This is a genomic window from Arsukibacterium sp. MJ3 (assembly GCF_000987765.1).
Lineage (GTDB): Bacteria > Pseudomonadota > Gammaproteobacteria > Enterobacterales > Alteromonadaceae > Alishewanella.
This window is the reverse complement of sequence record NZ_LAHP01000058.1, coordinates 1-1,708: the sequence shown is the minus strand read 5'-3', so window position 1 is coordinate 1,708 and position 1,708 is coordinate 1. Positions and strand designations below refer to the sequence as shown.

Genomic DNA, 1,708 nt, shown 5'->3' with positions numbered 1-1,708 from the left:
GCAGTGGCTGCTGGCTTAACACTTTCAGTGATGATGGTAACGGCGTCTGCGCTTCAGGCGAAGAGGAAACAGGTAATATTTGGGGTGGTAACGCCTGTAAGGTCCTGCGCTCTTCCACCAGACGTTCAGCAGGCTTTTGCTTAGTGGTATCGTGAATACGCTGGTGTGCGACTGTTTCTAACCATAAGAGCACTTCCTCATTAGCGGTCAAAACATCCAGTGTTTGACCCAATGCCTGCAGCTTTGTATTCAAAGGTCGGAAGAAGTTGTCTCGCACATATCGTACCATCCGCTCAACCTTGCCTTTGGTCTGCGGTCTATAGGTGTGACACAATTTTGGAATAAAACCCATGCTTTTAGCGAACTGATAAAACGCCTGATTGAGCTTGTGTTTGCCTTCACCATACGCATCACGTTCAACCACCACAGTTTTCATATTGTCGTACCAGACCTCTCTAGGGATCCCCTGAAAATACTCAAAAGTCAGCCGATGGCAATGCTCTAACGTGTCGTAACGCATGTTATCGGTGAATACCACCATCATTCCACGACTGTAACCTAAGACGGCGATAAAGGCATGAATAGGCTGCTTTCCTCCGCGCATTTGCCCCCAGTCTACTTGCATTTGTTTGCCAGCTTCAGTTTCAAAACGTACCACCGGCTCAGGTGTGTGGGTGCCACGGTATTGGTATAAATATTGTCGCAATAACGACAAACTACCAGCGTATCCCAGCTCCTGAACTTCACGGTAAAGCACAACTCCAGATAAGTGAACTGGTTTTGCTTGCGCTATGCGCGAGTGCAAGAATGACTTAAAAGGGTCAAGCAGTGAAGGTGCTTGACCACGTGCAGAATAAGCTGGCGTATCAATATTAGCTCGCAAATAACGCTTTACTGTATTTCTTGATATACCAAGTTGTTTAGCAATGGCTCGTTGTGACAGGCCTTGTTGATGCAAAATCTGAATTTTCATGAGCTCTTCTTTTGTGATCAAGGTGCCTCCGAAAAAGCACCATAGTGAAAACAAGTGGATCAGATTTCAATTGTTGGAGTGGACCAGTTTTGCATTGTTGGTAACAATCTACTGCAAAACGGTTGCGATATTCGCACCGTACAAGAGTTGCTTGGCCATAATGATGTCAAAACAACCCAAATATATACTCACGTGCTGGGTCAGCACTATGCAGGTACAATGAGTCCACTAGACAGAATCAAAGGAACGTTCTAACCCGCCGCGTATCTTTCAAATGACATGCGCAGTATCTAATTGCTTATTGGCTAGAAGCCGTTTATGGTCTACATTATTGAGTAAATAATAAGCAAGCATGCGGTTATAAATGAGCATGCGCACTTTGCACCGTAAGAACACAGGGAGGCGTTCGTGAAATCCTCAGTATTCATCTGCCTTTCAAGTCTTTTCTTGCCGTCAATACACCGCGCATGCCTTATATACAAATGTTAGGCAGCAGAGTTTTAACTAGGAGAGTCGATGAAGCACTTATGTTCTATTACTCTGATACTTCTAAGCTTGATGACTTTGAGTGCTTGCAGTAAGGGTCCCGGGGACTTAGAGGGTACGTGGCGTTTGGAAGGCGTTGTTCCAATGACAATTGTGTACCGGCATAACGAAGAAGAAGCTATGGGTATCATAAGCAGGGTCTCATACAAGCATCATGGGAATGATGTGTTAGTAAGTTATGAAAGTGGA

General features: G+C 45.0%; 2 protein-coding genes. One reads left to right on the top strand and one right to left on the bottom strand.

The window, feature by feature from the left end; genetic code table 11:
• The coding region (gene istA, locus VT06_RS16655; protein ID WP_235357468.1) for an IS21 family transposase at positions 1–994 on the bottom strand (994 nt) is incomplete at its 3' end.
• A gap of 33 nt (positions 995–1,027) precedes the next feature.
• Between istA and VT06_RS17950 the strand changes: the two genes are divergently transcribed.
• A complete protein-coding gene (locus tag VT06_RS17950) occupies positions 1,028–1,228 on the top strand; it encodes a tyrosine-type recombinase/integrase (RefSeq protein WP_082122578.1) in 201 nt (66 codons plus the stop codon).
• Positions 1,229–1,708: the final 480 nt, after the last annotated feature.